23 protein-coding genes, 1 tRNA gene and 1 pseudogene are annotated in these 21,396 nt (G+C 59.8%); 6 read left to right on the top strand and 19 right to left on the bottom strand.

Translation table 11 applies throughout. The features are described 5' to 3' along the window. Positions 1-313 precede the first annotated feature (313 nt). Complete coding sequence (gene bfr / locus GVI59_RS11560) at positions 314-799, top strand: bacterioferritin (RefSeq protein WP_010667055.1); 486 nt, start codon at positions 314-316, stop codon at positions 797-799. A 110-nt stretch (positions 800-909) separates the two neighbouring features. Here bfr and GVI59_RS11555 read toward each other — a convergent pair whose 3' ends face one another. From GVI59_RS11555 to GVI59_RS11545, 3 genes are all read right to left on the bottom strand, one after another. Next, the gene (locus tag GVI59_RS11555) at positions 910-1,545 is read right to left on the bottom strand and encodes a hypothetical protein (protein ID WP_173574368.1); all 636 of its coding nucleotides are present in this window, start codon (positions 1,543-1,545) and stop codon (positions 910-912) included. A gap of 325 nt (positions 1,546-1,870) precedes the next feature. Then, a complete protein-coding gene (locus tag GVI59_RS11550; protein ID WP_173574367.1) occupies positions 1,871-4,042 on the bottom strand; it encodes a ComEC/Rec2 family competence protein in 2,172 nt (723 codons plus the stop codon). Positions 4,043-4,163: 121 nt separating this feature from the next. Further along, entirely contained in the window at positions 4,164-4,604 is a 441-nt protein-coding gene (locus GVI59_RS11545) for a hypothetical protein (RefSeq protein WP_232878598.1), read from the bottom strand. Between the two features lie 172 nt (positions 4,605-4,776). Between GVI59_RS11545 and radA the strand changes: the two genes are divergently transcribed. Then, complete coding sequence (gene radA, locus GVI59_RS11540; RefSeq protein WP_173574366.1) at positions 4,777-6,174, top strand: DNA repair protein RadA; 1,398 nt, start codon at positions 4,777-4,779, stop codon at positions 6,172-6,174. 100 nt (positions 6,175-6,274) lie between these two features. Here the strand turns inward: radA and GVI59_RS11535 are convergent, their stop codons facing one another. The 10 genes and pseudogenes from GVI59_RS11535 to GVI59_RS11490 all read right to left on the bottom strand — a co-directional run bounded on the left by GVI59_RS11535 (position 6,275) and on the right by GVI59_RS11490 (position 13,399). Continuing rightward, entirely contained in the window at positions 6,275-7,090 is an 816-nt protein-coding gene (locus GVI59_RS11535; protein ID WP_173574365.1) for an OmpA family protein, read from the bottom strand. A gap of 113 nt (positions 7,091-7,203) precedes the next feature. Further along, positions 7,204-8,031, bottom strand: a complete 828-nt coding sequence (locus GVI59_RS11530; RefSeq protein ID WP_173574401.1) for an inositol monophosphatase family protein — start codon at positions 8,029-8,031, stop codon at positions 7,204-7,206. Positions 8,032-8,123: 92 nt separating this feature from the next. Continuing rightward, positions 8,124-8,690, bottom strand: a complete 567-nt coding sequence (gene efp / locus GVI59_RS11525) for an elongation factor P (RefSeq protein WP_010666201.1) — start codon at positions 8,688-8,690, stop codon at positions 8,124-8,126. 398 nt (positions 8,691-9,088) lie between these two features. Next, positions 9,089-9,162: transfer RNA gene (locus GVI59_RS11520), tRNA-Pro, on the bottom strand. Between the two features lie 369 nt (positions 9,163-9,531). Then, a pseudogene (locus GVI59_RS19540) lies at positions 9,532-9,757 on the bottom strand (MerR family transcriptional regulator); the annotation flags it as partial. A gap of 65 nt (positions 9,758-9,822) precedes the next feature. Further along, a complete protein-coding gene (locus tag GVI59_RS11510) occupies positions 9,823-10,116 on the bottom strand; it encodes an integration host factor subunit alpha (protein WP_099348530.1) in 294 nt (97 codons plus the stop codon). A gap of 93 nt (positions 10,117-10,209) precedes the next feature. Beyond that, entirely contained in the window at positions 10,210-11,175 is a 966-nt protein-coding gene (locus GVI59_RS11505; RefSeq protein ID WP_173574363.1) for a beta-ketoacyl-ACP synthase III, read from the bottom strand. A 114-nt stretch (positions 11,176-11,289) separates the two neighbouring features. Further along, positions 11,290-12,390, bottom strand: a complete 1,101-nt coding sequence (plsX, locus tag GVI59_RS11500) for a phosphate acyltransferase PlsX (RefSeq protein ID WP_173574362.1) — start codon at positions 12,388-12,390, stop codon at positions 11,290-11,292. Between the two features lie 78 nt (positions 12,391-12,468). After that, a complete protein-coding gene (rpmF, locus tag GVI59_RS11495; protein ID WP_010666207.1) occupies positions 12,469-12,672 on the bottom strand; it encodes a 50S ribosomal protein L32 in 204 nt (67 codons plus the stop codon). 151 nt (positions 12,673-12,823) lie between these two features. After that, on the bottom strand, positions 12,824-13,399 hold the full coding sequence (locus GVI59_RS11490) for a YceD family protein (protein ID WP_173574361.1): 576 nt from the start codon (positions 13,397-13,399) through the stop codon (positions 12,824-12,826). Positions 13,400-13,612: 213 nt separating this feature from the next. Here GVI59_RS11490 and GVI59_RS11485 point away from each other — a divergent pair, with 213 nt between their 5' ends. After that, positions 13,613-14,137 carry an outer membrane protein assembly factor BamE gene (locus tag GVI59_RS11485; RefSeq protein WP_173574400.1) on the top strand — a complete coding sequence of 175 codons (525 nt, stop codon included), beginning with the start codon at positions 13,613-13,615 and terminating at the stop codon, positions 14,135-14,137. A 78-nt stretch (positions 14,138-14,215) separates the two neighbouring features. On the opposite strand, the gene GVI59_RS11480 is transcribed toward GVI59_RS11485, so the two are convergent. From GVI59_RS11480 to def, 5 genes are read right to left on the bottom strand one after another with little or no spacing between them, the layout of a single operon-like run. Next, positions 14,216-15,580, bottom strand: a complete 1,365-nt coding sequence (locus GVI59_RS11480) for a sensor histidine kinase (protein WP_173574360.1) — start codon at positions 15,578-15,580, stop codon at positions 14,216-14,218. 8 nt (positions 15,581-15,588) lie between these two features. Next, entirely contained in the window at positions 15,589-16,329 is a 741-nt protein-coding gene (locus GVI59_RS11475) for a response regulator (RefSeq protein WP_173574399.1), read from the bottom strand. A gap of 4 nt (positions 16,330-16,333) precedes the next feature. Beyond that, positions 16,334-16,891, bottom strand: a complete 558-nt coding sequence (locus GVI59_RS11470; RefSeq protein ID WP_173574359.1) for a MarR family transcriptional regulator — start codon at positions 16,889-16,891, stop codon at positions 16,334-16,336. Then, positions 16,888-17,550 (bottom strand): ubiquinone biosynthesis protein COQ9, encoded by a 663-nt coding sequence (locus GVI59_RS11465; protein ID WP_173574358.1) that lies wholly within the window; start codon positions 17,548-17,550, stop codon positions 16,888-16,890. The genes GVI59_RS11470 and GVI59_RS11465 overlap by 4 nt, the downstream gene beginning before the upstream one ends. Continuing rightward, positions 17,547-18,101, bottom strand: coding sequence for a peptide deformylase (def, locus tag GVI59_RS11460; RefSeq protein WP_173574357.1), 555 nt, complete (start codon positions 18,099-18,101; stop codon positions 17,547-17,549). The genes GVI59_RS11465 and def overlap by 4 nt, the downstream gene beginning before the upstream one ends. A 231-nt stretch (positions 18,102-18,332) precedes the next feature. Here def and rpsU point away from each other — a divergent pair, with 231 nt between their 5' ends. From rpsU to trxA, 3 genes are all read left to right on the top strand, one after another. Beyond that, the gene (gene rpsU, locus GVI59_RS11455) at positions 18,333-18,536 is read left to right on the top strand and encodes a 30S ribosomal protein S21 (RefSeq protein WP_010666215.1); all 204 of its coding nucleotides are present in this window, start codon (positions 18,333-18,335) and stop codon (positions 18,534-18,536) included. A gap of 143 nt (positions 18,537-18,679) precedes the next feature. Beyond that, positions 18,680-18,880, top strand: coding sequence for a hypothetical protein (locus GVI59_RS11450; protein ID WP_173574356.1), 201 nt, complete (start codon positions 18,680-18,682; stop codon positions 18,878-18,880). Between the two features lie 370 nt (positions 18,881-19,250). Then, entirely contained in the window at positions 19,251-19,577 is a 327-nt protein-coding gene (trxA, locus tag GVI59_RS11445; protein WP_173574355.1) for a thioredoxin TrxA, read from the top strand. A 352-nt stretch (positions 19,578-19,929) separates the two neighbouring features. Here the strand turns inward: trxA and GVI59_RS11440 are convergent, their stop codons facing one another. After that, entirely contained in the window at positions 19,930-21,306 is a 1,377-nt protein-coding gene (locus tag GVI59_RS11440; protein ID WP_173574354.1) for a glycosyltransferase family 4 protein, read from the bottom strand. Positions 21,307-21,396: the final 90 nt, after the last annotated feature.

Below are 21,396 nucleotides of genomic sequence, written 5' to 3'. Positions count from 1 at the left end.
CCGGAAATGCACAGGAGCTGAAGCGCCCGGTCGCGGCGATACACGATTCATGCCCGGTGCAAGTATCCGCCTTTTTCAGCGATCAGATTCCTGAAAGCCACATATTCACAAAACAAGTGAACGACCTGGCCTTCCCTGACGGCCATTCCCTTGAAATCATAGACATTTCCTCCTGCATCCATTCAAAACATCAGATGAGAATGCAAGTCACTTCTCATATCACCTTGAAAAATAAAGGATTTTTCTTGCCAGCCGATAAAAATCGGGTGTAAAACCATCTCATATCCAACAACACCACAGATATGAGGCACCCATGGCCATCAAAGACCCGAAGGTTATCGAACACCTGAACATCCAGCTCACCAACGAGCTGACGGCGATCAACCAGTATTTCCTGCACGCCCGCACACTGAACCACTGGGGCGTAACCCTGCTGGGCAAGAAGGAATACGAAGAGTCCATCGAGGAAATGCGTCACGCCGACTGGCTGATCGAGCGCATCCTGTATCTCGGCGGCCTGCCGAACGTGCAGCGCTACAACACCATTCTGATCGGCCAGAGCGTCAAGGAAATCCTTGAATGCGACCTGAAGCTGGAAGAAAAGGCCCTCGGCGACCTGCGTGAAGGCATCGCGTATTGCGAGAGCGTCCGCGACTACGTCTCCCGTGACCTGCTGCTCAAGATCCTCGACAACGAGGAAGAGCATGAAGACTTCATCGACCGCCAGTTTGACCTGATCAAGCAGGTCGGCATCGAGAACTACATCCAGCTCAACTCCGGCCCCGCCAACGAGGGCTGAGAGTAATCTCAGAAGCCATCCGGTCCCGCCTCACTCCGCATGGAGCGGTGACGCGACCGGGATACATTCCAACAGGCCGGGGAGAGCTTTCTTCCCGGCCTGTCGGCTTTTCAGGCACCCGCCGGAAGTCCGTGTCTGCGTTCCATGACCGGCCAGAGCACCTGCCCCACCGCCATGTCATTGTTCCGCCAGCGGGACAGCGTCACCAGAGACGCTGCCGCCACCGGTCTGCCTGCCTCTGCGACAGGATGCGTCCTCTGCACAGGCCGGGCTTTTCCGGGCTGCGCCTGTCCGTCGGGCGTCACGTCATCCCGCACACAGGCCCGGCTCAGCAGCCAGAAGCCCGCCGACGCCAGACAGGCGCCAAGCTGCACCATCGCCGTCGCAAAGGATGTTACGACGTGATGCTGGGGAAAAACCCTGTTCAGCACAGCCTTCATGCCGCGTTCATCCCCTTTCTGGGCGAGGGCGGCGGCGTCAAGCAGGTTCATTTCTGTCAGGCTGACAGACCCGCATTCCCGCATACGCACATCCAGAGGATTCATGCCAAAACCTGAGCACCGGTCCAGAGCATGTCGGAATGCAGAACCCAGCGCCTCAAGATCCTGGCGGAAGAACATGTCGCCCCAGCCTCCTGTTCCAAGGCGGCAGCATGGGCGTCCTGGGCCTGCGAGATACCGCAGCATCCACACAGCTACCCGTTCGTCACCGGAAAGTTCAGTCAGAGTATCGGAAGTCGCGTTCATGGCACCTTCGGACCCGGGAGGTCCGCCTCCTGTCTTGCTGAACTCTCTTTAATTGAGAACCATTCTTAATTGCAATTAAAAACCGCACAGTTTCCGGTAAAATCTGCATACGCCTACCCGATCAGACATCCTGAAAAGCGGGCCGGGCCTCAACAGAATTTTCTGTTTCAAAGAAAAATGCAGCTGAAACGCTATGATAGGGCACACGCCGAGGGAGGGCGAAGTTCGTATAAGCCGGACGTTTGCAAAGACGCTCCTCAGGATTTTGCCTCGAACGCCGCAAACAAAGCCCCCCTGCACCATGACGGCTGCCTGAACCTGACGATTAACGCTCATCCTCTTTCGCCAAAGGCAGATTCGGCACTCCATGCCGCCCCGGCCGCATGACCCAGAGCCGGTCGCCGCTCCATTGTCGGTCAGATACGGTCTTCACGCCCGAATCCGTCATCCGGACCGCCACGGCTCCCTCCCGCCAGACGGTGAACCGATCAATGGTCGGCACGCCCTGACAGGATGATCGCGCCGGAGACACCGCCACAAAGAGATCCATTCCCTGACAGACCTCCGAAGGCAGGATGGCCTGACCATCCGTCGTATCCTCCACGCGAAGCAGAACGGAATGTTTCCCACGCGTGAGAACACAGACGCCCGAGGCCCCGTCCTCGCCGCAGGTAAGGTCGCCACTCGCTGTCTCGCCATGCAGCGGCAGGCTGACAACCGGTCGCGCGAAAGCCTGCTCCAGCGCCCGTCGTTCAAACCAGGCGTTACGGGACTGACCGCTCATCAGCAACTGATCGCCCTCACGCACTGCAACAAGCCCGCCATCGGGTGTGATGACCACGTCCGGCAAGGAATGAAAAAAGGGCGTCAGGAACCCGACAAGCATCGGGGCAATGCCGAGCAGCCGCCATTTCCGACTCCACAGACACAGCCAGCAGAGACCGAAAAGAAACAGCGCCAGTCCCCAGCCGGGCGTCATCGGCACGGCGATTCGGGCTGCAGGCCAGCGGGCGACCGTGTCGGCGAGCCAGATGACGCCGTCCACGCCCCAGCCCATGACATCCAGCGCCCAGCGCTCAAGATGCAACGGCATCAGCAGAACAGCGAGCAGCCCCGCAGGCATCACCCAGAGCGCCGTCATCGGCACGGCAAGCAGATTGGCTACGACAAAGAACGGCTGGATCTCGCCAAAATGCGCCATGGAGACAGGAAGCGTAGCCGTGCCCGCCAGCAGACTGGTCAGGGCAAGCGTCGTGACATGCACCAGAAAACGACGACTCACCGTTCCCTCGCCGTGCAGTCGCCTCAATGGAACCCGCAGCACTTCATAGCCCGCAATCAGCGCCATCACCGCCGCGAAGGACATCTGGAACGGAACGCCCAGAATGACCGCCGGTCCCGTCAGCAGCAGAACCGTCGCCGCGACCGCCAGTCCCCGCATGGAGGCGGCGTTCCGCCCCGTGACAAGCGCCAGCACGACCAGACAGGCCATGATCAGACTGCGCAGGGCGGGCAGATGCATGCCCGTCATCAGCACATAGACCATGCCGCCCAGCAGGCCGCAGATCACCGCGATTTCCTTGCATGGCCAACGAAGCGCCGTCCATTCAATGGAGGCGAGACCGTAACGGACAGTCGTGACCACAAGCCCCATCACGATGCCCAGATGCAGCCCCGCGACCGCCAGAAGATGCGACAGACCGGATACCGAGAACGCCTCACGGTCTTTCGCAGCGATGCCTCCCGACAGACCGACCAGAAGCGTCGAGGCGATCGCGCCATCCGATCCGGGCAGCACGACGGCGATACGGGCGGCGATCGCCTCCCGCATACGCTCGAGGGCTGTGGTGGCCGCGATCTTTCCATCCTCATCAGCCAGTGTCGCAGGACCCAGCGCCCGGCCGGTTCCTGCCTGCTTCCCGAACCACGCTTCCCGTTGCAGATCTCTTGCACCCGGCATGACAGGAAAAGGCGGCGCTTCCAGCAGAGCCCTGATGCGCAGGTCATTTCCCGGCCCGAAGACCAGCGGATCATCATCGCGCAATCGGATACGCAACGTCCGCTTCAGGGGAGCCATGCCTTCGTCAAGCCATGTCTCGAAGCGCACCTCCGATAGGGTGACCCGCCGTCCGCCCGGCGCACCCTCCGCACGGGCAGGCAGCATATCCACGGCCTGAACATGACCGGTGAGGATGACGGCGCGTCGGGGCAGTTCCGGCATGGGGGACGCACGATGGTTCTCACCCCATGCCGCCAGAAAACCGAGGCTCAGGCACAGCAGCACGCAGCCGGACACCCGCCCATCCAGCCGGCGCCAGCCCAATATGAGGAGAGGCGCAGAAAGAAGGCAGCCACCCAGAGCCCACCAGACAGCAGGTTCCGTGAGCGGCTGGAAATAGGCGAGCACGCCGAGGGCGATGAAAACCGGCAACCACAGCGGCAGCCTGTGACGTTCCGTGAGAAGCAGCGTCTGAAAACGGGTCAGTACGCCCTTCACCGGCTCGCTACTCCTGAAACAAAAAAAGCCCGCACTCTATGTGCAGGCTTTTACGCTGGCCGCCAAGATGTGCCGGGAAAACGCATTCCACCGTCAGCACAGTTCGACAGGCTTCGCCGTCTCAGGGTTTGATGCGACGTCCCTCGGACGCACCGAAAAAGACGTAATGCGCGAAGAGATCTTCGGAATATCCCTCAAGATCGGGGTTGGCTGCGAGATAAGCCTTGCCGTCAAACGCCGCGTTGGGATTGCGACCTTCACGGAAGCCGTTCATCTGATAGTGTGTCGCCGGGTCGATGCCTGCGCCAGCCACGTCCGGATAGGTTTCAAGATACCATTCAGCGTCGAAATACAGAGCTTCCGGCACGGGAGCGACCTTGACTGGAACGACGACCTCAGCGGGCGTTTCCACGACTTCGACTTCAACCTCTGAGAGAAGGTCTTCCTTGCGGGCACGACTTTTTCTCGGTGCAGCCGCTCTGACCGGAGCCCTGGCGGGCTTCGTCGCTGATGACCGTGTTTTCCCTGCTTTCGCTGCCTTCATCACACTGGCTCGTGCCACGAATTTTTCTCCTTGGTTCACCGAAGCCTGTAAATCGGCCTAATAAGACGGGAATTTAACAATCTGGTCAGGAATGACAATGCAACAGGTTCCGTGAATTGCGTTAAAAACGTTAAAAATAGAACTGTGACGATTTATGTTTCTCTCTCTTCATTTCGGAATGTAACTCTCCTTGGCCAAGCAACCTCTCCATCGCTTCGTCTGCCAGTCCTGTGGCGCTGTTTATCCAAAATGGTCCGGAAAGTGCGAAGCCTGTCACGAATGGAACACCATTGTTGAGGAAACGGTCGAACCGACTGCTTCCCGCGCCAGCAAGTCGAAACGGCGCCTGACCTTCTCCGGTCTGGAAGGCAGCGCGGAGCCACCGGCGCGGATCGGAACCAGTATTGCCGAACTGGACCGCGTGCTTGGCGGCGGACTTGTCCCTGCCTCGGTCGTTCTGGTGGGGGGTGATCCCGGCATCGGAAAATCGACGCTGCTGCTTCAGACGGCCTGCCGGCTTTCGGCAACCGGTCAGAAAGTGATCTATATTTCAGGCGAAGAAGCCGTCGAGCAGATCAGGATGCGGGCCAGACGGCTTGAACTGCACGCGCCGACACTGGAACTGGCCGCTTCCATCAATGTGTCCGACATTGCCGCCACCCTTGAAACAGACACACCGCCCGGTCTGGTCATCATCGATTCGATCCAGACCATGTGGCTCGACACGATCGAAAGCGCGCCGGGCTCCGTCGCGCAGGTCCGGGCCTGCGCCTTTGAACTGATCCGCCTTGCGAAAAAGCGCGGCTTCGCGCTCGTTCTCGTCGGTCATGTGACCAAGGAGGGCGGGCTGGCCGGTCCGCGTGTGATGGAACACATGGTTGACGCCGTGATGTATTTCGAAGGCGATCGGGGGCACCAGTTCCGTATCCTCCGCGCAGCAAAAAACCGTTTTGGCGCGACTGATGAAATCGGCGTTTTCGCCATGACCGACCGCGGCCTTGTGGAAGTTCCCAATCCTTCCGCGCTCTTTCTGGCCGAGCGGCATGGCAACATTGCTGGCTCCGCCGTGTTCGCGGGTCTGGAAGGCACGCGTCCGGTCCTGCTGGAAGTTCAGGCGCTTCTGTCTCCCAAGGCGGGGGACGGCAGTCCACGCCGCGCCGTGGTCGGCTGGGATACGGGGCGGCTGTCCATGTTGCTGGCCGTGCTGGAAGCCCGGTGTGGCCTCAAGCTCTCGGGCATGGACGTCTATCTGAACTTTGCCGGCGGTCTGCGCGTCACAGAGCCCGCAGCCGATCTGGCGGCGGCGGCGGCCATTATCTCCGCCGCGACAGGCCAGCCGACCAGCGCGGGCTCGGTCTTCTTTGGCGAAATCGGTCTTTCCGGCGAAATCCGACAGGTGCCTCAGTCTGATCTGCGGTTGCGGGAAGCCCAGAAACTTGGTTTCAGCACGGCTGTTTCACCAAGACGCGTGGCGCGGGGAGCCGCCCGCACAAAACCGCCTGCCGGTCTGGAACTACAGGAGTTGGGACACCTCTCCAGTCTGGTCGCGGCAATGGGCGGCAGCGGCGCGGCGACGCCCGAAGAATGAGATCAGCCCGGACACAGAAGAACCCGCCTTAAAGACCGCCAGTCGCCAGCATGTCTGGCACAAGGGACCTCTGGTTCCTTGCGGGGGCGGACAGAGCTTCTTATTTTTCCGGAGGGGCTTCATCAGAACGGCGGATATCAGCCCGGTCCGCAGGCGTTTCGATCCCTGTCTTGTTCGGCAGACCGATCACACGGACATAAATCCGCGTTGACGGAATCCCCGCATTCATCAGCACAGCCCGGATAACCAGTCCACGGCTCAGCGACATACGACGCGGACGGGACAGATCATTGGGCACACCGCTGGCCGTCACATCGACAAGCGCCCTCACATCAGGATGCTCTTTCAGCATGTTGGCGAAAGCCAGAATACCGTTTTTCGTTTCCTGATTGAGCTGGTCCGAATCCGCACCGAACGTCACCCGCAACCCACCGCTGATCGGCACAACGTCGCCCTTGGCGTCTTTTGACGGCTGAGGATCGGGCGGGATCGGGAAAGGATGCAGTTCGACCGGAATCACAAGGGGCGTCAGCACAGGCGGCGGCGGTGGAGCGGTAGGAATCGTCGCTGCTGGCGGCGGCTTGGCGGGTTTCGCCGCAGAGGGAGTCGCCCCGGCCGTTGTGGTGGCGGGAGGCGCGCTCTGCGTCTCCGGTTTGGTCGCTGCTGGAGATTTCCCGGTTTTCTGGGCGGGCGTCGTCTGCCTGTGGACAGGTTTCCTTGCCGGAGACGCTTCGGTTTTAGGCTTTTCCGGCGCTGCGCCGCCGAGCGCACCCAGCGCCGAGGTGTCCGTGGTGATCTGCGCGTGCGCTGTCTCAGCCACACCGGTCGCCATCAGCCCCGCAACCGCCAGCATGCCGGTCATCACCAGCAGGCGACGACCATCGGGCTTATGAAAAGACTTTCTCAAACCGCTCATGCAAAAAGGCCTCAGGACAACGTGAACCGGATGATCCTGCGGCGAACACTGCATACCCCGGGACCACGGAAAACCGCCTTCGAGGATCGACTCGAAAAGTGGCAGACGAAAGATCAGGCGGCGGTCAGACCATCCGCCACAATTTCCCGCAGCTTGCCGTGCATATGCCCATTACCGGCCACGATCAGCACATCATCGGGAAGGTCATTGAGGTCGTTGCCATCCGGGTCCGTGCAGTGACCACCCGCTTCACGCACCAGCAGAGCGCCAGCAGCACAGTCCCACGGCTTGATGCCGAATTCCCAGTATCCTTCGTAACGGCCCGCCGCGACCCATGCCAGATCAAGCGCCGCCGCACCAAAGCGACGGATACCCGCCACCTGCGGCATGAGCGTGCCCATGACGCGCGCGAACGGCAGGCGACGCTTCGGGGACACCTTGGCGAAAGGAATGCCGGTCGCAAACAGCGATTCCAGCATGTCACGGCGCGCAGACACGCGGATGCGCCGGTCGTTCAGATATGCGCCAACGCCTTTCTCCGCCCAGAACATCTCGCCCGCGGCCGGGTTGTAGACGACAGCCGCGACCAGTTCGATGGAACCGTCCGGCAGGCGGCGCTGAAGACCGATGGAGATCGCCCAGTGGGGGATGCCATGCAGGAAGTTGGTCGTGCCGTCGAGCGGATCAACCACCCAGCGCCACGTCCAGTTGTCACCGCCCGATTCGCCGCTCTCTTCCATCAGGAAGGCGTAGCCGGGGCGGGTCCGCTCCAGCTCTTCCTTCAGCGTGCGCTCGGCGCGCAGATCGGCCTGCGACACGAAGTCACCCGGTCCCTTGATGCTGACCTGAAGCTGCTCGACCTCGTTGAAGTCACGCAGAAGACGCTTCGCTGCCTTTTCGGCGGCGGCCTGCATCACGGTCATTACGGGAGAAAGACGCATCGCCACGACATTTGATCCTGTAGGAAAGCGGAAATTGGAACCGCCGGGATTGGAAAACGCACCCGGCGATGGTCAGTGTCGGACGAAATCCCTCAGGACTTCGCACGCTCCACATAGCTGGCGTCATCCGTGCGGACCACGATGCGCTCTCCCGCCTCGATAAACGGCGGCACCATGGTCTTGACGCCATTGGACAGCTTCGCAGGCTTGTAGGACGAGCTGGCCGTCTGGCCTTTGACAACCGGGTCAGCCTCGATGATCTCGAGCGTCACCTGCGGCGGCAGCGTCACGGCAACCGGGTCGCCTTCGACGAGGTTCAGGTTCAGCACCATATTGTCCTGAAGGAACGGCGCCTGATCACCCAGCAGTTCGACCGGGATCATGAACTGCTCGAACGTCTCCGGGTCCATGAGAACCAGCGTTTCGCCGTCGGTGTAGGAATAGTTGTATTCCTTGTCCTCGGTGATCAGACGCTCGACCGTGTCGGCAGTACGCCAGCGCTCGTTGGTCTTGTTGCCCGTCTTCAGGTCACGCATTTCAACCTGAATGAACGCGCCGCCCTTGCCTGGCGTGATGATCTGCTGCTTGAGAACCGTCCAGCGACGGCCGTCATGCTCAATGACCTGGCCCGCGCGGATCAGGTTTGCCTGCTGTTTCATAACTTATCCCTGAAGAAGGAAACACTGGGGATCAAAGGCGGGCTTCTACCTCCCGGACGGTCGAAGAGCAAGGTCAGACCGGCGGTATTACCGCCTGACAGCTTTGCCGAAAGGGATTGCCGGAGAGCATCCCGCATCCCTCAGAGGCTCACCGTTGCGCATCCAGTGATCCAGAAATGAGAAAACCCACAGAACCGCGATCGCTACCAGGCGCGCCCAAAACCCGCGCTGGCTTCTACAGGTTTCAGTCAGACACGCCATCCGCGGGCTGACATCGCCGCCTGCACAGGCGGGACACTTCCCTGCACGCCGATGCCCGGCGGGCATGACCGATGATCAGATCTCATCATATTTTATGGAAGTGTTTCTTACTGACGATTTACCCAGACAGGTAAATATCGGGCAGGCGGGATTCGAACCCACGACCCCCAGTCCCCCAGACTGATGCGCTACCAGGCTGCGCTACTGCCCGTCAGTAATGAACGGCCACTCTCTAGCAGGCTTGCCGACCCTCCACAAGAGAGGTTCGACAGCATCCCGTCAGCAGAATGCAATCTGCCGTTTCAATCAACCGTCAGGCTGGCTTTTACCTCAGCCAGACGGTGCAGAATATCTTCGAGACTTTTCCGCATCCGGTCATGCTCGCTCTCCAGACGCTCGTCACGCACGGTCACCGTGACAATCTGCGGCTCCGGCTGCACGACGGGAATGGATGGAGATACTTCCGTCTGTGGCGCTTCGTCCTGGGGTTGAGACATTTCCGGCGCTGAAACCGCTTCAGACACGGAAGGATCGGCAGTCTTGCCGCTGACTTCCTCTTCCAGCCCTTCCGGTCCCTTTTCGCGAAGGACGCGCTGGACACCTTTAATGGTGTAGCCCTTGACGTAGAGCAGCGTCGCGATCCGCCGGAGCAGATCGACATCTTCCGGCCGGTAATAACGACGTCCACCACCCCGCTTCAGGGGGCGAACCTGCTCAAACCGTGTTTCCCAGAAGCGGAGCACATGCTGGGGCACCTTCAGCTCATCAGCCACCTCGCTGATGGTCCGGAAGGCCAGAGGCCCCTTACGCCCGCGAATCTCGTCGTCGGTTTCCTGCGTGTCCGGCGCGGTCTCCAGACTTTCTTCGATGCTCATTCAGACGCACCGTTGACCGCGGCCCGCAGAATATGGCTGGGGCGGAAGGAGATCACCGACCGGGGGAGAATGGGAATCTCGACTCCGGTCTTGGGATTCCGGCCGCTACGCTGGCCTTTCCGGCGCACCATGAAAGTGCCGAAGCCGCTGATCTTCACCGACTCCCCGGATTCAAGCGCAGTCGCCATTGTTTCAAGGACGGCTTCCAGCAACGCCACGGACTCACTCCGGGACAGGCCGACTTCCGTATAGATGTGTTCCGCCAGACTGGCGCGCGTTACCGTGCTCATGATTACAGGGTAACATGCTGATACGGGCCGTCAATTATATCGTGCAGGAGAAAAACCGTCCGTCAGATGAATTGACGGGCGGGACGATCGTCCTCAGATCCGGACCAGCGCCGATCCCCAGGTCAGCCCGCCACCCAGCGCTTCCATGAGCACCAGATCGCCCCGCTTGATCCGTCCATCACGCATCGCTTCATCCAGCGCCAGCGGAATGGACGCCGCCGAGGTGTTGGCATGGCGATCAACGGTCACCACCACTCTTTCCATCGGCATCTTCAGCTTGCGGGCTACACCCTCGATGATCCGGATATTGGCCTGATGCGGCACCAGCCAGGACACATCGGACGCATCGAGACCGGCGCTCTCGAGCGCTTCATCAACCGAAGACGCCAGCTTCGCCACGGCATGGCGGAAGACTTCCCGCCCATTCATACGCAGGTGACCCGTGTGGTCAGGCCGTCCAACAGCGCCGTCAACATACAGAATGTCGCCAGTTGCACCATCGGCGTGCAGATGTGTGGAAAGAACGCCGCGTTCGCCGGGGTCGTCACTCGCCTGAAGCACAACGGCTCCAGCGCCATCACCGAACAGCACGGCTGTCCCACGATCGGACCAGTCCAGAATACGGGAATAGACTTCACTGCCGATGACGACGACGCATTTCGTGTTGCCTGCGCGAATGAAGGCATCAGCCGTGGACAGCGCGTAGATGAAGCCACTGCAGGCAGCGGCAATGTCGAATCCGAATCCGTTCGTCACGCCAAGATCAGCGAGAACGCGCACCGCTGTCGCCGGAAACACCTGATCGGGCGTCGAAGTCGCCACAATGACGGCGCCCACATCCATGGGATCAATGCAGGCAAAATCCAGCGCACGCTGGGCCGCCCGGGACGCCATATAGACCGCGTTTTCACTGCCGCTGACGATATGCCGCTGGCCAATGCCGGTTCGACCACGAATCCATTCATCCGACGTATCGAGACGCTCGGAGAGCTCGTCGTTAGTAACAATTTTCTCAGGGAGATAGCTGCCAACGCCAACCAGCATGGAACGTATCGTCATCCGGCACACCTTCAGGACACGGGGGGCAACAATAACCCTCGCCCGTTGTCTTCAGTCACAGAAACCACGTTAAAATCACTGAAAAACGATCAGAACAGACCACTGAGCCTGCCGTCATGCCACAGGCTGACGTTCCGCATCGGCAAGAGACCGACTGGTCGTCAGCGAGGACATGTTCCCCAGACGGGCACGAATGCCTTCATTGAAATGGTGCGTGACCATGTCCATCGCCACATCAACAGCAGAAGCAAAACCTTCCGCGTCCGTACCACCATGTGACTTCACAACCACGCCGTTCAGACCGACAAAAACCGCGCCATTATAGCGGCGTGGATCCAGCCAGTCCTTCATGCGCTCCAGCGCCGGGCGCACCAGAAGATAGGCCAGACGGCCAGCCAGACTGCTGGTGAAAACCTGCCGGAACAGACCGGACGCCATTTTCATGGTCCCCTCGCCTGTTTTCAGCGCCACGTTTCCCGTGAAGCCGTCCGTCACGACAATGTCTGTCGTGCCAGCCGTGATGTCATGCCCCTCGACAAAGCCGTGAAACTGTCCGGCAAGCGGGCTGTCCCTCAGCACGTCAGCGGCCTGACGCAGCTTTTCGTCACCCTTCAGCTCTTCCGCCCCGACATTCAGCAGGCCGATCGTGGGAGCAGGCAGGCCGAGCACAGCCTTGGCGAAGGCTTCGCCCATGACGGCGAACTCGACAAGGTTGCGCCAGTCGCATCCCACATTGGCCCCCAGATCCAGCATGACGACATCGCCCTTCATGCTGGGACTGATGGCCGCCATGGCGGGACGGGAAATACCGGGAAGAGTCTTGATGACGATCTTGGCGAGAGCCAGCATCGCGCCGCTGTTTCCGGCCGATACGACACCCGTCGCTTCGCCGCCAGCCACAGCATTCATGACCACACGCAGGGACGAATCCTTCAGCCGCAGCGCAGCCGTAGGTTTCATGTCCATGCTGACGGCGGCTGACGCATGCCGGATCGTGCAGATGGCGGCGGCCTTCGGATGCCGGGCGAGAAGCGCCCGCAGACGTTTTTCGTCACCAACAAGCAGCACCCGGGCTCCCGGATGCCGATCCGCTGCGATAGCGAGACCCGCAACAACCATTTCAGGACCGCCATCGCCTCCCATCGCATCAACAGCGAGGGAAAACGGTTCCGGACTCTGAGCAGTGTCTGCGGCGGAATGCTCCACTTCGTTCATGAATGCGATCCGGCTTTCATGAACAAAGTGCGCCTTGCCTCATCAGGGATACCGCCTGTCACGTTACCAACACCGCAATCAGGCGCGAACTGCAACTTTCAGGGCCTTACCGGCTGCAATCACTTCGCGGCCATCATAATGGCCACAGTGGCTGCAGACGTGATGTGGGCGCTTCAGTTCGCCGCAGTTGCCGCACTCGGCATGGGCTTCGACCGTCAGGGCCTGATGGCTGCGACGCATACCACGGCGGGAAGGAGACGTTTTTCTTTTAGGTACAGCCATGGGTCCAAGCCCCTCCGAAATGATGGCATCCCGGAACCGTCACAAGACGGAACCTGGACATAACTACAATTGAGGGCGGGGCTCTACCAGACCAGCAACGGTTCCGCAAGGACCGATCGAAAACTGACAGGCACGCACGGCACGCAGACGTTCAGGAATCGTCGCGTTTCAGCCTGGCCAGCGCGGCGAAGGGATTGGGTCGCTCCTCTGCCTCACCTTCTTCTTCCTGCAAGGAAATATCATCCTCGGTCAGAACAGCGGCAGGCCGCGCCACGCCCGTTTTCCGCGGATACGGGTCAAGCGTAAGGGAAAGCTGCTCGACCGCCGCCTCGCCAAGATCAATCACATCCCCGTCGTAGGGAACATCGTCGATCTCATCCAGCTCGCCATTTTCATCGAACGATCCATCATGCTCGGACGCCGGCACGAATCGAATGACGAAGCGCTCGGCGATCACATCCTCGAACACTTCCAGCGTCAGCACACAGAGCTGGCTGAGGCGTGCGGTCATCGAGCCTGTCGCCTGCACTGTATGTCCTGTCCGGGTGAACAGTTCATACCGGCATGTCAGGCTCGCCACGTCCGGCAGGCCCAGCCGCCGGGCAATTCGGGCACATTCGGCTTCGGTCGCGGTCACCGAGATTTCCCGGGGAGAGTCGGCGGACGCGCCACGCAATGTTCTCACAAGAACGGGGCGGGAAAATTCGGAAACTCCGGAGGCAGTCACTCTATACAGTCCTTTCCCGACACAAAGTCCGATGATAGCGCCTTTAGTGTGGCAGAAAACACTCTATCGGACACCCGTTCCTTGTGCTTTAACGATAACAATATTTACTGGGTCCATTCGTGGAGAGAACAGACTACCGTCATGTCAAAACGCCAGCCTTTCTCCCGGACCGAATCACGCCCAGCCACAGGCCGTCGTCGCAGACAGGCCCTCATGGCTCTGGGTCTGACGGGGGGGCTGTTCGTCCTCTCCGGCTGTTCATTCATCGAAAACTCGCCCATGCCGCGCGGTTCGCTTATCGAGGCCGACGATTACAACCAGCTCAAACCGGGCGTAAGCAATCGCGCCGATGCGCTTGATCTGCTTGGCTCGCCGACCTCCAAGGCGACCTTCGACGATAATACCTGGATCTATGTCTCGATGATGACGGCGCCGACCCCGGCGAACTTCCCGCACGTCACGAAGCAGCAGGTTGTCGTCCTGAATTTCGATCAGGCCGGAACACTCCGCTCCCTCAGGACGCTGGGACCGAAGGACGCCAAACATCCGGGCATGGTCGGCGACAAGACCCCGACACCGGGCACCAAGATCAATATCCTTCAGGAAATCATCGGCAACGTCGGACGCTACAACCCGATGCAGGGCATGATGAACAACAGCTCCTTCGGTGGCGGCAACAACGGCATGGGCATGAGCAATGGTCCGGGTCATGGCGGCGCGGGCAACAGCCTGCCCTGATCCGGATCGGACGATTCTCCGCACGGAACATCACCCACTTTTTTCGTGAGTCGTGCTGAACGAAAATCGATCATCCGCTCAGCGCGGCAGGGTGATACGCACGTTCAGGCCGCCCCGCTGGCTTTCTCCCAACTGGATATCGCCGCCATGCGCCCGCACGATGTCTCGGACAATCGTCAGTCCCAGCCCGGTGCCGCCCTTTTTGCTGGTTGAAAACGCACGGAACACTTCCTCCCTGCGCTCCGGTGGAATACCCGGTCCATCATCGTCCACTTCGATGATAATGCTGCGTCCTTCCTGACGTCCTGAAAGCCATATGGCGGCATTGAGACGACGGGCATTCTCCAGAATGTTGCTCAGCATGCGCCGCATCGCATCCGGACGCGCCTCGATGACCAGACCGGGCTCGCAGGTCACTGCGCGCACCCGACCACCTGCCCGCACGATGGCGGCCGCAACATCGTCCAGCAGCACGGCGACATCCAGCTTCTCCGGGGCTTCGGCGCCTTCCCCTCGGGCAAAGGAGAGATAACTCTCGATCAGCCGCTCCATTTCGGCGACATCACCGATCATGTCATGCACGTCATCCCGCAGGAGCCCGGCATCCACCACACCGGACTGAGGAAACATGGCGAGAGAAAGCCGGAGTCGGGTCAGGGGCGTTCTCAAATCATGCGACACGCCCGCCAGCACGGCGGTGCGCTGCATGACGAATCGGGAAATCCGCTCCTGCATACGGTTGAACGCCACGGCGGCCTTCCGGACCTCCCGGGCTCCTTCCGGCCTGATGGGCCCGACATCCCGCCCCAGACCGAACTGCTCGGCAGCTCTCGCCAGACGTCTCACGGCCCGCACCTGATTCTGCATGAAGAGCGCCGCCACGGCGAACAGCAGCAGCGAGCTGCCCAGCGCCCAGAACACGAAAAGCCAGATCTGACCGACATCCAGCCGCTTGCGCGGCGCGTCGATCTTCATCACTCCGTCAGGCAGCTGGATCAGGATAAAGACGTGACGCTCATCCGTCAGCCAGTCCACAAAAAACGGGTAGGAAATGAAGGCCTGAAGCGTGCGGACCAGATCTTCATCCATAGGCCCGACGACATGGGTCGAACCGAATTTCGTCAGCTTCGCATTCTGATGCCATTCCACGGAAAGCTGCGTGCGTGCTCGAACCTGCTTCGTCACCCAGGCCCGGTCGGCGCGTGTCTGGTAGCGTTCCAGAAAGTCCAGCGACAGGCTGATTTCGGAAACCACGCTTTCGGACATACGCCGCGACATCACATGCAGATAATTGCCGTAGAACAGTTCCAGTGCGATTCCCTGCGTGACCAGCAGGGGGATCAGCACAATCAGCAGGGAGCGGCCCAGAAAGGAATTGGGCAGCACACGCCGCACCGACCGGTCGAGCCGGCCATCACCCCAGAATGTGCGCCATCCGCGCATGACCGGCGTCAGATTCCCGGCTTCAGCATGTAACCCTTGCCGCGAAGCGTGTGCAGATAACGTGGTTCACGCGGGTCCACCTCGATACGCCGCCGCAGACGGGTAACCTGCACGTCAACGGCACGCTCCCCGATTTCCGCCATATCCAGTGCATTCGCGATGTCTTCGCGCGACAGGACCTCGTTGGGATGGCGGGACAGAACCGCCAGCAGGGCCGCCTCGCCACCCGTCAGATGCACGACACCTTCGGGCCCGGAGAGAATGCCTCTGTTGGGATCGAATTCGAGCGTCCCGAGCCTGACGATTCGCAGATTATCAGACGGCGGCGGTGGCGCATGTTTGCGCAGATGGGCTTTCAGACGCAGCAGCAGTTCGCGCGGCTCGAACGGCTTGCCCAGATAATCATCCGCTCCGGCCTCAAGACCGGTGATGCGATCCTCCGCCTCACCACGGGCCGTGAGAAGCAGGATGGGAATGTCCAGCCCCTGCCCGCGCAGGGATTTTGTCAGCTCCAGCCCGTCCTCGCCGGGCATAGTGACATCCAGCACCAGAGCATCCGGCAGCATGAAGCCCAATGCCTGTCGCGCCTCGGCGGCGGAAGCCGCGCCGGTGACCCGGAAGCCGTTTTCCTTGAGATAGCGCTGGAGAAGCCGCCTCAGACGGGCGTCATCGTCCACCACCAGCACATGTGTCGTGCTGTTGTCCTCTTCAGAAATCAGAACAGCGTCGTCTCTGCCGGCTTTCTGCATCGCCTCACTGGCCATCCCGTCGTGCTCCCTTCACTGTTTCTCTGGTCTGCCTTTCGCGCCGCGCGAGAAAGGCGCGGCTATCCTCGGACAGCATTCCCTGCAGGACCTGCCGGAAACCCTGCACGGCATTGCCTCCCGCTTCCCGATAGGCCGCCACCATGCGTTCGCGCTGCACAGCGAAAAGCTGCGCTTCGATTTCCGCGCCTTCGTCGGTCAGGAAGAGAAAGCGCTGACGACGGTCCTGTCGTCCCTGTTCAGTCCGGACGAGGGCGCGTTCCTGCAGTTCGGTCAATGTGCGTGCCAGACTCTGTTTCGTGACACCCAGAACGCCCTGTAGCTCCCCAACCGTCAGTCCCGGCTGGAACGCCAACATTTGCAGGGCGCGGTGCTGGGCCACGCCAAGACCGAACTGCGTCAGAACCGGTGAAGCCGCCTGTCCCATATCGAGCCAGACCAGCAGCATCAGCTCCTGCGCGAGCCTGATCTGCTGCTCCCGAAGGAACAGGACGCCATCGCCTGCGACGGCCTCGCCGCCGGTCCGGGCTTCGACGAATCGTTTCACGCTGTGCGCAGACCCTTTGGTCGGAACAGACGCTGTTTCAGCTCACCCAGACGCCGTGTGCGGGCCAGTCCGGCATCAAGGATCTGCTCCACCCTGCCGCGATCCGCGCCCCCCAGCCATGCCAGAAACGTCGGAACATAAATGCCGGTGAGACTGATTCTTTTCGTAGCCCATGTCACACCGCCCGACATGTCTTCCGAGGCATCCCAGATGGCGTTCACTGTGCGCGACAGGATACGGGCCGATGTTCTCCCCGCGCAGGGTGAAAGCAGCACTGTCGCAGCACGGCGCTCCGCAGCACGATAAGGCTCCAGAATGTCCAGTCGCTCCAGAACAGCCCTGCGGACTTTCTGACTGAGACGGGGACACTCGCCCTCATCAATGGCCAGCAGCACACGCTCGGTCATTTCCCGGTCAACCAGATCGGCCCAGGCCTCAAGCAGCTCGGTGCGACCGCCGGGGAACAGGAGATCGGCGTCCGGTCCCGCCACTTCCTTCAGGACGGTCAGCGTCCAGCCCTTTTCGCCAGCGACTGCGGCCAGCGCTTTCAATGCCTGATCCCGTTCCACAGAATGCTCAATGGATGGCGGCGTCATTCCCTGAAGCAGCCCGTAGCCCGCACCTGCTGCAAACTGAAGAATTCTATCCCTGCCACTCATTGCTCACTGCGTCCCAAAATAATGTCCGGCGTCAGAAACCGGCTAGCTTCCGTATCAAAGCCCATCAGACCGAGGTCTGTCATCCGCATGGGGTAAAGAACGCCATCCAGATGATCCCCCTCGTGCTGGATCACATTTGCGTGGAATCCCTGTGCGATCCCGGAAACGGGCGCACCTGTCCGGTCGAGTCCCTGATATCGAACCCGCGCATACCGGGGAACCCAGCCACGCAGACCCGGAATGGACAGGCACCCTTCCATTCTCAGACGGATGTCTTCGTCGATCGGCTCAATCACCGGGTTGACCAGCACCTGTATTCCTTCCGGCGACTGTTCTCCCTCCTCCAGACGGGTGGGCGGCACGTAATAAACGAAAATTCTTTTCGAAACATGCACTTGGGGAGCGGCAAGGCCGACGCCACCGGCGTCGCGCATGGTCTCGATCATGTCGTCAATCAGGGTCTGCACGACCGGATCGGCCACGTTCTCCACCAGTTCGGCCGGCTTCAGCAGGACCGGATGTCCCATCCGTGCGATCTTCAGTAATGTCATGCTCACCCTCTCCAGAACCGTCCGGCAGGATACGCCGCATTGCGATGTGACAGAAACGTCGTTCTTTCCGGGCGATGGTCCACGGATTCGTTTGTCTTTTCCTGCGGGCGTGTGTTAAGGACGCGGCCAACTCAGAGGCGAGGCTTCCGTGCGGAGTCGCGCTCACCCTATAGAAACTCATGAACCCAGCATGACCGAGGTCAGCAGGTTCTTTCGGGAGACGACCAGCCAGTGCAGGTTCTCGTTCGCGACAACAATGTCGATCAGGCTCTTAAGGCACTCAAGAAGAAGATGCAGCGTGAAGGGCTTTTCCGTGAAATGAAGCTCCGCCGCCACTATGAGAAGCCTTCAGAGCGTCGCGCTCGTGAAGCAGCGGAAGCTGTGCGTCGCGCCCGCAAGATGGAGCGCAAGCGTATTGAGCGCGAAGGCTTCTAATCGAGCCCCGCCTCTACGCGAGACAAACCGGCTTTCTCAGGGAAGCCGGTTTTTTTGTGCCCGGATTTCCGCGAGAGCTTTCACCATACATTCACTCTTCCCGTTTTGAATGCAGCGCACCACTGCATCCAGACGAGATTCCAATGGCCGACCTGAGTGATGAGGATGAAAGACTTCTACAGCAGGAAGCTGGCCTCTCTCCGGAAACCATCCGGACAATCGCAGCCCTCGGCTTTACGCTGACACGCACAGCCTCTCTTTTAAGCTACATCAAGGAATTGGCTGACGAAGCTGAGCAGCGCAGTTCCACGCCGCGTGAAACGGGTGATATTCCCGAGCGCTGAACCGTCCACGTCGCAATGTGAGTGCTTGCGGTATTGCCATGACTCTCCCTAACGTGGGGCACTCTTGTCAGTGAGCTGTTTATGCAGCTCGTGTGAGGGGAAGGCGTAGCCCCGGTGTTTTAATTGGCATCGTTCTTCCAGACCTTGGCACCATGTCACCAGACGGCCTTTCGATCCTTTCCTTTTCGTTCAAGTCCGAAGAGACCACAGGAACAGGTCCCATGATGGGCTTCGCAGCAAAGCCCCCGTGAAACAGTCATTCCAGCAGAGAACACCCGGCGGAACCACCCAAGCTTCAGGAAGAAGGGACTTGACCTGACGCCAACTCCCCCCAACTGTTCAGACACACCTATTACCAAGGACGACGTACATGAGCGAAAACACCGTTGCGGTCAGCGACACCACTTTCGAGACCGATGTTCTGAAGGCTTCCGGGCCGGTTCTGGTCGATTTCTGGGCAGAGTGGTGCGGTCCCTGCAAGATGATTGCACCGGCACTGGATGAAATCGGAGCGGAGTTCAAAGGTCAGCTGAAGGTGGCCAAGGTCAACATTGACGAGAACCCTCTCACGCCAAACACGTTTGGTGTCCGCGGCATCCCGACCCTGATCCTGTTCAAGGATGGCAAGCCGGTGGAAACGAAAGTCGGCGCGCTCCCCAAGAGCCAGCTGAAAGACTGGGTCAAGGGACTGGTCTGACCATCTCACCAGGCCGGGGAGTTTCTCTCCGGCTTTTTTCTGGGCTTTTATCTGACCCACCCCAAGGATTGGCCTGACCGAACAACCTCCGGCGACCTTCAGGGGAACACCCTGCCTGCAAAGCATTTTCTGCCGGAAAATCAGATGCAGCGAATTGCATCATACGTTTCTGAGCACACGGCCTGCACCAGCAAAGGATCAGGCAGCCCCTTGCCCATTTATTTTAACAGGCCGGGATCAAAGAGGCCGTGTCCCATTGCAGAATTCGGCATAAAACCCCAGACCTCTGTATTGACCAAGTATAGATACATAATAAACGCATCTTTACAGAGCAGGCGTGACAGATGCCGTCTCAGGTAGGCAATAACGTCTTTGAGCGGGATTTCGCTGATGAGGCCGTCTTCCCCGCAATCGTGCCTGATCTGGATTTCCTCGCAGCTGCTGCGCTCTGTTGGGCCGGTTTGCGTGAACCACGCTTACGGGGAGATGGCGCAGTATCGGCAGAGGGTGAAAGTCCACTGACCTGCTCAATCAGATCCTCATAACGCATGAGATAATCGTTAAGGCAAAGCGTGGTCTCAGCCTGAGCACGGACGGCTTCCCGTAAAATCTTCGCCTGTTTGCCATTCTCCAGCAGCGTAAGGACAGCATCAGCAATCTTCTGAGGCTCAAGGAATGGCGCAAGCAGACCAGTCCGCCCATCCTCAATGAATTCGCGGACCGGGTCCGTGTCACTTCCCACAATCGCACAGCCCATCGCCATGGCTTCCCGCAAGGACCATGACGCCACAAACGGATAGGTCAGATAGACATGCGCGTCAGACCGCTTCAGAAGCGCGCGGAATTCATCGTAAGTCACCTTGCCGACAAAATGGACGCGATCAAGGTCAATCTGTCCCTGAAGTTCGGAAAGCATGTGTTGCCGCCAGGTCGAACGCGCCAGTCGGGCACCGTAACTGACACCATCACCGCCGACCATGACAATGCGGGCCTTTGGACATTCCTTCAGAATACGCGGCAGCGAACGCATGAACACATGGAAACCACGATAGGGCTCCAGATCCCGGGCGACATAAGTCACCAGACGATCCTTGGGGGAAATCGTCACATCCTTGATGTGCAGCGTGTGCCGGGCTGCTTTTGGGTCAGGACTGCACAGATCGAGATCGACGCCTTCGCGCAGTACGGAAATCTTGTCGAGCGCCCAGGACGGATAGGTGCTGCGCTGGAACAGCGTCGGAGTCTGACCCCAGCCGGGATTGTTCAGCGCCACCAGATTGACGGCATTCTTGGCTCTGATGCGTGGCAGCATGTCTGGCACTGTGGGAAATTCAGGATCGAATCCGACATCAAATCCATCGGAATGATAGAAAAACTCGAAATAGCCGAGAATTGGAGATGTCGGGAAAATATCATGAAGATTGAGAAGTTCACCCCAACCATGGTGGCCGATGATGATATCGGGAATGAAACCGAGATCTTTCAGTGTTGAAGCGGCCTGCGCAACAGCGTCAGCCCGGCTGAGAGCCATGGCGAATTCACGGGCGCCGGGGTGGGTTGCGTCCGGCGGAGAGGCCGGTTTCCGATAAATGACGCGGCGCACTCCCGAAATGACATTCTCGTTGTTCTCGCTGATGAAAACGACTTCATGCGCGCCTGATCGGATCAGATGACGGACAATATGCAGGAACTGTCCGGGAAAATTCTGGTGAATAAAAAGAAATTTCAAGACAGATATCCATTTGCAAGAAGGGTCGGCGATCCGTTCCTGATATTGGCCGACACGACTGGAATTTGCTGACAGAGGTCCTCAAATCAA

This window comes from Acetobacter sicerae, from assembly GCF_011516765.1.
Classification (GTDB): Bacteria; Pseudomonadota; Alphaproteobacteria; order Acetobacterales; family Acetobacteraceae; genus Acetobacter; species Acetobacter sicerae.
This window is presented reverse-complemented; position numbering and strand designations above follow the sequence as displayed.

Coding starts and splice junctions, on each gene's coding strand:
- GVI59_RS11535 (WP_173574365.1), bottom strand. CDS start 7,090: ATGAGCGGTTTGAGAAAGTCTTTTCATAAGCCCGATGGTCGTCGCCTG.
- GVI59_RS11505 (WP_173574363.1), bottom strand. CDS start 11,175: ATGACGATACGTTCCATGCTGGTTGGCGTTGGCAGCTATCTCCCTGAG.
- plsX (WP_173574362.1), bottom strand. CDS start 12,390: ATGAACGAAGTGGAGCATTCCGCCGCAGACACTGCTCAGAGTCCGGAA.
- GVI59_RS11510 (WP_099348530.1), bottom strand. CDS start 10,116: ATGAGCACGGTAACGCGCGCCAGTCTGGCGGAACACATCTATACGGAA.
- bfr (WP_010667055.1), top strand. CDS start 314: ATGGCCATCAAAGACCCGAAGGTTATCGAACACCTGAACATCCAGCTC.
- GVI59_RS11465 (WP_173574358.1), bottom strand. CDS start 17,550: ATGAGTGGCAGGGATAGAATTCTTCAGTTTGCAGCAGGTGCGGGCTAC.
- GVI59_RS11480 (WP_173574360.1), bottom strand. CDS start 15,580: ATGCGCGGATGGCGCACATTCTGGGGTGATGGCCGGCTCGACCGGTCG.
- GVI59_RS11530 (WP_173574401.1), bottom strand. CDS start 8,031: ATGCGTCTTTCTCCCGTAATGACCGTGATGCAGGCCGCCGCCGAAAAG.
- GVI59_RS11450 (WP_173574356.1), top strand. CDS start 18,680: ATGGCCGACCTGAGTGATGAGGATGAAAGACTTCTACAGCAGGAAGCT.
- efp (WP_010666201.1), bottom strand. CDS start 8,690: ATGAAACAGCAGGCAAACCTGATCCGCGCGGGCCAGGTCATTGAGCAT.
- def (WP_173574357.1), bottom strand. CDS start 18,101: ATGACATTACTGAAGATCGCACGGATGGGACATCCGGTCCTGCTGAAG.
- GVI59_RS11555 (WP_173574368.1), bottom strand. CDS start 1,545: ATGAACGCGACTTCCGATACTCTGACTGAACTTTCCGGTGACGAACGG.
- GVI59_RS11485 (WP_173574400.1), top strand. CDS start 13,613: ATGGCTCTGGGTCTGACGGGGGGGCTGTTCGTCCTCTCCGGCTGTTCA.
- rpmF (WP_010666207.1), bottom strand. CDS start 12,672: ATGGCTGTACCTAAAAGAAAAACGTCTCCTTCCCGCCGTGGTATGCGT.
- trxA (WP_173574355.1), top strand. CDS start 19,251: ATGAGCGAAAACACCGTTGCGGTCAGCGACACCACTTTCGAGACCGAT.
- GVI59_RS11475 (WP_173574399.1), bottom strand. CDS start 16,329: ATGCAGAAAGCCGGCAGAGACGACGCTGTTCTGATTTCTGAAGAGGAC.